Annotated in this window: 5 protein-coding genes and 1 pseudogene; all 6 read left to right on the top strand. The window is 65.7% G+C overall.

All coding sequences use genetic code 11. The features are described 5' to 3' along the window. The first annotated feature begins 44 nt into the window (after positions 1–44). Positions 45–977, top strand: coding sequence for an RNA polymerase sigma factor (locus VFH65_RS09760; protein WP_353321016.1), 933 nt, complete (start codon positions 45–47; stop codon positions 975–977). Positions 978–1,008: 31 nt separating this feature from the next. Next, positions 1,009–1,725 (top strand): TetR/AcrR family transcriptional regulator, encoded by a 717-nt coding sequence (locus VFH65_RS09755; RefSeq protein ID WP_353321015.1) that lies wholly within the window; start codon positions 1,009–1,011, stop codon positions 1,723–1,725. 66 nt (positions 1,726–1,791) lie between these two features. Next, complete coding sequence (locus VFH65_RS09750) at positions 1,792–1,956, top strand: hypothetical protein (RefSeq protein WP_353321014.1); 165 nt, start codon at positions 1,792–1,794, stop codon at positions 1,954–1,956. A 12-nt stretch (positions 1,957–1,968) separates the two neighbouring features. Further along, complete coding sequence (dnaE, locus tag VFH65_RS09745; protein ID WP_353321012.1) at positions 1,969–5,496, top strand: DNA polymerase III subunit alpha; 3,528 nt, start codon at positions 1,969–1,971, stop codon at positions 5,494–5,496. Then, the gene (locus VFH65_RS09740; RefSeq protein ID WP_353321010.1) at positions 5,496–6,296 is read left to right on the top strand and encodes an isocitrate lyase/PEP mutase family protein; all 801 of its coding nucleotides are present in this window, start codon (positions 5,496–5,498) and stop codon (positions 6,294–6,296) included. The genes dnaE and VFH65_RS09740 overlap by 1 nt, the downstream gene beginning before the upstream one ends. A gap of 194 nt (positions 6,297–6,490) precedes the next feature. Beyond that, positions 6,491–6,698 (top strand): annotated as a pseudogene (locus VFH65_RS09735) (DUF222 domain-containing protein); the annotation flags it as partial.

Genomic DNA, 6,698 nt, shown 5'->3' with positions numbered 1-6,698 from the left:
CACTTGACGAAATCGACAGCGCCCCAACTCCTTTAGAAGATGACATGCCCGCTATCCCGGACCGGCGGCTGGAGCTCATGTTGGTATGCGCACATCCGGCCATCGCCGCGAACATCCGCACGCCGCTGATGCTGCAGGCGGTGCTCGGCGTTGACGCCGCCGCCATCGCCGAAGCCTTCGCCGTCGAACCGGCCACCATGGCGCAACGACTGGTGCGCGCCAAGAAACGCATCCGCGACGCCGGTATCCCGTTCGTGTTGCCCGAGCGCGAAGACCTCGCCGCGCGGCTGCCCTCGGTGCTTGAGGCGGTCTACGGCGCCTATGCGATCGACTGGCAGATCACGCCGCAGGGCGCGCCCGTCGACACCTTGTCGGCCGAAGCGCTGCATCTGGCGCTGGTTCTGGCCGAGCTGTTGCCCGACGAACCCGAGGTGCTCGGGCTGGCCGCGCTGGTGTGCCTCTCCGAGGCGCGACGGCCTGCGAGGCGCACCCCCGACGGCGGCTTCGTCCCGCTCGACGAGCAGGACACCTCGCTCTGGGACACGACGCTCATCGCGCGCGGCGAGTCGCTACTGCGCCGCGCTCATGGCTTCGCCGAGCCCGGCCGCTTTCAATACGAGGCCGCGATCCAGTCGGCGCACTGTGCGCAGGCCACGAAGGGGCGCGTCGACGTCTTCGTGCTGCAAAAACTGCACCGGGCGCTGCTGCGGGTGGCGCCGTCGCTGGGGGCCGCCGTGGCAGCGGCCGCGGTGGATGGTGAGGTCGACGGCCCAGATGCCGGGTTGCGTGCCCTGGCCGCCATTGCCGACCCGGCCCTCGAGCGATTCCAGCCGGCGTGGACAACGCGGGCGCACTTACTGGCCGCGGCGGGGCGGGCTGCAGACGCCGCCGACGCCTACCGCCGGGCCATCGAACTGACCTCCGATCCCTCCGTCGCCGACTATCTATCCCGTCGTTTGCGCGAGGCTTCCTGTTGACCCGCTGTTAGCAATGCCCTAGCGTTTGCTCGTGGTCAGCAGCGCCCGGCTAGTGCCGTCGAGTCGGGGACGGGGTCGTCCAGTCGGTGCCGACTCGGTCGAGACACGGGCGCGGATCCTTCGCGCAGCGCGCGAGGTCATCTCCGAGCGCGGATACGAGGCGGCGAACTTTCAGGCCATCGCTGCGCGGGCGGACCTGAGCCGTCCGACGATGCACTACTACTTCCACACCAGGGAACAGATCTACGACACCCTTCTGCGCGAGGCGCATTCCATTGTCGCCGACTGCATTGCGGAGGCCAGTCGCGAAAATACCCTGCTGAAACAGTTATCGGCGTTTATCGCCGCGGCACACCGTTCGGAGCTCGGGGACCGGTCGACGGCACGGTTCATCGTCGCGTCGCACCTGGAGTGCGAGCGACATCCTGCGCTGAGGCACTGCGGCAGTCCGGTCGTCACCGCGATGCGCGCGTTCTACACATCGACGGTCGTCGCTGCGATCGAGCGACGCGAACTTCCCGCCGAGACCGACGTGGCGATGGTGGTGGAGCTTTTGGTCGCCATGGTGTGGGGAATCGGGTTCTACGCCGGGTTCGTCAACACGGACGACGATATGACGATGATTGCCAAGCAACTGCAGCGGCTCTTAGCCCACGGCTTGCTGGACGGTCAGGCCAGCAGTCGGTCGCTCGCCATCGATCCGCACGCCTCCGCAGCAATCGCTGCCGACGCCGTCGCCTGGCCATAACGCCGCACGATGTGTGTAGGGAAACACCTGATTCCTCGCGGCCGCGTTGCGCATAGCGTGCTGAGCATGGAGGGCATCTGGTTCGCAGTGCTGGTTGCAGGCTTCATCGCCATCGGTGTCGCGACCCAACTGGGCTGGACACCAGGGCCGATGCCCATAGAAAGACTGGTTCTGCGGCGCGAGAAAGACACGCAGCCCGACACGCCGGGAAGTGTCGGTGGGCCGCCTTAGACTGGCGTCCCTATGAGCTCATCGTTCGTGCACCTTCACAACCACACCGAATATTCGATGCTGGACGGTGCCGCGAAGATCACGCCGATGCTGGCCGAGGCGCAGCGACTCGAGATGCCGGCGATCGGCATGACCGATCACGGAAACATGTTCGGCGCCAGCGAGTTCTACAACTCGGCGACCGAAGTGGGCATCAAGCCGATCATCGGCGTGGAGGCCTACATTGCTCCTGGTTCCCGGTTTGATACCAAGCGCATCTTGTGGGGAGATCCGAGCCAGAAGGGCGACGACGTCTCCGGCAGCGGCTCCTACACGCACATGACCATGGTCGCCGAGAACGCGACCGGATTGCGCAACCTGTTCAAGCTGTCGTCGATGGCCTCGTTCGAGGGTCAGCTCGGCAAGTGGTCGCGGATGGACGCCGAGCTGATCGCCGAGCACTCGGCCGGCATCATCGCCACCACCGGTTGCCCGTCGGGTGAGGTGCAGACCCGGCTGCGGCTCGGCCATGACCGCGAGGCGCTGGAGGCCGCGGCCAAGTGGCGGGAGATCTTCGGGCCGGACAACTTCTTCCTCGAGCTGATGGACCACGGCCTGGACATCGAGCGGCGGGTTCGCGAGGGCCTGCTGGAGATCGGGCGCAAGCTCGACATCCCGCCGCTGGCCACGAACGACTGCCACTACGTCACCCGCGACGCCGCGCACAACCACGAGGCGCTGCTGTGCGTGCAGACCGGCAAGACGCTGTCGGATCCCAACCGGTTCAAGTTCGACGGCGACGGTTACTTCCTCAAGTCCGCCGCCGAGATGCGCGCACTGTGGGACGACTCGGTCCCCGGCGCCTGCGACTCCACCCTGCTTATCGCCGAACGCGTTTCGTCTTACGAGGATGTGTGGACAGCACGCGACCGGATGCCGATTTTCCCGGTGCCCGAGGGCCACGACCAGGCGTCCTGGTTGCAGCACGAGGTGAATGCCGGGCTGGCGCGGCGCTTCCGCGGCGGCGTCCCGCAGGCCTACGTCGACCGGGCGGCCTACGAGATCGAGGTCATCTGCGCCAAGGGTTATCCGTCGTACTTCCTCATCGTCGCGGACCTGGTGACCTACGCACGGTCCGTCGACATCCGGGTCGGCCCCGGGCGCGGGTCGGCGGCCGGCTCGCTGGTCGCCTATGCGCTGCGTATCACCGACATCGACCCGATCGAGCACGGGCTGCTGTTCGAGCGGTTCCTCAACCCGGAACGCGCCTCGATGCCCGATATCGACATCGACTTCGACGACCGCCGCCGCGGCGAGATGGTGCGCTACGCCGCGGATAAATGGGGCCAGGACCGGGTCGCCCAGGTGATCACCTTCGGCACCATTAAAACCAAGGCCGCGCTGAAGGATTCGGCTCGCATCCACTACGGCCAGCCTGGCTTCGCGATCGCCGACCGGATCGCAAAGGCATTGCCGCCGCCGGTCATGGCCAAGGACATCTCGGTATCGGGGATCACCGATCCAACACACGAGCGCTACAAAGAGGCCGCCGAGGTCCGCGCCCTGATCGACAACGACCCCGATGTGCGCACCATCTACGAGACCGCCCGCGGCCTCGAAGGGCTGATCCGCAACTCCGGTGTGCACGCCTGTGCGGTGATCATGAGCAGCGAGCCGCTGACGGATGCCATCCCGCTGTGGAAGCGGGCGCAGGACGGCGCCATCATCACCGGCTGGGACTACCCGTCGTGCGAGGCCATCGGCCTGTTGAAGATGGACTTCCTCGGCCTGCGCAACCTGACGATCATCGGCGACGCGCTCGAAAACATCAGGGCCAACAGGGGAATCGACCTCGATCTGGACGCCGTGCCGCTCGACGACCCCGCCGCCTACGAGCTGCTCGGCCGCGGTGACACGCTCGGCGTGTTCCAGCTCGACGGCGGGCCGATGCGCGACCTGCTGCGCCGGATGCAGCCCACCGGGTTCGAAGACGTTGTCGCGGTCATCGCGCTGTATCGGCCAGGACCGATGGGCATGAACGCCCACAACGACTACGCCGACCGCAAGAACGGCAAGCAGGCGATCAAACCGATCCACCCCGAGCTCGAAGAGCCGCTGCGGGAAATCCTCTCCGAGACCTACGGCCTGATCGTTTACCAAGAGCAGATCATGCGCATCGCGCAGAAGGTGGCCGGCTACTCGCTCGCCCGAGCAGACATTCTGCGAAAAGCCATGGGCAAGAAGAAGCGTGAGGTACTCGACAAGGAGTACGAGGGCTTCTCCGACGGCATGAAGGCCAACGGATTCTCGGCCGCCGCCATCAAGGCGCTGTGGGACACGGTGTTGCCGTTCGCCGACTACGCGTTCAACAAGTCGCACGCCGCCGGCTACGGTCTGGTGTCGTACTGGACGGCGTACCTGAAGGCCAACTTTCCCGCCGAGTACATGGCCGGGCTGCTCACGTCGGTGGGCGACGACAAGGACAAGGCCGCTGTCTACCTGGCCGACTGCCGCAAGCTGGGTATCACCGTGCTGCCGCCCGACGTCAACGAGTCGGGGCTCAACTTCGCCTCCGTAGGAGAGGACATCCGCTACGGCCTCGGCGCGGTGCGCAATGTGGGGGCGAATGTCGTTGCGTCGCTGATCAATACCCGCACCGACAAGGGCAAGTTCATCGACTTCTCCGACTACCTCAACAAGATCGAGATCGGGGCCTGCAACAAGAAGGTCACGGAGTCGCTGATCAAGGCCGGCGCGTTCGACTCGCTGGGCCATCCGCGTAAAGGCCTGTTCCTCGTGCACACCGACGCCGTCGACTCGGTGCTTGGCACCAAGAAGGCCGAGGCGATGGGGCAGTTCGACCTGTTCGGCGGCGCCGATACCGCCACCGATGCGGTGTTCACCATCAAGGTCCCCGACGAGGAGTGGGAAGACAAACACAAGCTGGCTCTCGAACGCGAGATGCTCGGCCTGTACGTGTCGGGGCACCCGCTCAACGGCATCGCACACCTGCTGACGGCGCAGGTCGACACGCAGATCCCGGCGATCCTCAACGGTGAGATCGCCAACGAGACGCAGGTGCGTGTCGGTGGGATCCTGGCCTCGGTGAACCGGCGGGTCAACAAGAACGGATTGCCCTGGGCGTCAGCGCAGTTGGAGGACCTTACCGGCGGCATTGAGGTCCTGTTCTTCCCGCAGACATACTCCACGTTCGGTGCTGAGATCGCTGACGACGCCGTCGTGCTGGTCGGCGCCAAGGTGGCAATCCGCGATGACCGGATATCGCTGATCGCCAACGAGCTTGTGGTGCCGGACTTTTCGCACGCGCAAGTCGATCGTCCCGTCGCGGTGAGCCTGCCGACGCGGCAGTGCACCGTCGACAAGGTCACCGCGCTCAAGCAGGTGCTGGCCAGGCACCCGGGCACCTCGCAGGTGCATCTTCGGCTGATCAGCGGTGAGCGCATCACGACGCTCGAGCTGGACTCCTCGCTGCGGGTGACTCCGTCGTCGGCGCTGATGGGCGACTTGAAGGCGTTGCTGGGTCCCGGCTGCCTGGGCTGATGACGTTCCGTCAACTCCACGAGCAAGGCTGCTTCGTGATGCCGAATCCGTGGGATGCCGGAACGGCTATCGCGTTGGCGGCCATGGGTTTTCCAGCGCTGGCGACCAGCAGCGCCGGGTTCGCGTTCGCGGCGGGTCGTCCCGACACGCCGACAGCGCTGGGTGTCGATGCGGTCTTGCGCAACATCGTGGAAATCGTCGGCGCGGTGGACCTGCCTGTCAATGCCGATTTCCAAGCGGGCTATTCGGACGATCTGGAAGGCTTGGCGGTCAACGTCGCCCGCTGTGTGGCCGCCGGAGTGGCCGGACTGTCCATCGAGGACGCCAGCGGCCGCACCGAAGACCCGCTGTTTTCGTTGCCCGAAGCGGCAGAACGGGTCCGGGTTGCGCGGTCAGCAATCGACCAGTCAGGAGCCGACGTGCTCCTGACCGCGCGTGCCGAGTGCATTCTCTACGACCATCCGGATGCTTTGCACGAGGCGATCACGCGGTTGCAGGCCTTCGCCGATGCCGGCGCGGACGTGCTGTATGCACCGGGCCTGCGTACCAGGGACGACATCGCCACGTTGGTCGATGCGCTGCGCCCCTACCCGGTCAATGTATTGATGGGATCGGCGACTGGGTTGACGGTAAGCGAACTCGGCGAACTCGGCGTGCGCCGCGTCAGCGTCGGATCGGCGCTGTCGCGGGTCGCATGGGGCGCATTCCTTTCTGCTGCACGGCAAATCGCGGAAACCGGAAGGTTCGACGGTCTCGCTCCGGCGGCGAACTTCGGTGAGCTGAACCAGTTGTTCACCTAGCCACCGGCTAACGGCGCGGCACGTTCGGGTGGACAACGTGCGTAGCGGTCCGGGTTGGATCACCTTCAGATAGCCCCGGTCGAGCAGCGTCTGGCGGCCAATCAGGCTCTACCCCTTGAAGGTTGATGACGGCGGCTTCTCGGTGCGGTTTGGACAGTCCGAATTTTGTCGGACCCGGGTGCGATGATGACGTTATGTCCTCGACGGCATCCTCTGACACCGCGGTGGTGAAGCCGTGTGATCGTCTTGATGTGTTGTTCGGGGAGTTGTCGGAGTTGGCCGGGCAGCGCAACGCGATTGATGGGCGCATCGTGGAGATCGTCGCCGAGATCGAGCGCGACGAGTTGTGCGGTATGACCGGCGCGCGCTCGGTGCCGGCGTTGGTGGCCTGGAAGCTGGGCA

This window comes from Mycobacterium sp. (assembly GCF_035697385.1).
In the GTDB taxonomy this organism is placed as follows: Bacteria; Actinomycetota; Actinomycetes; order Mycobacteriales; family Mycobacteriaceae; genus Mycobacterium.
This window is presented reverse-complemented; position numbering and strand designations above follow the sequence as displayed.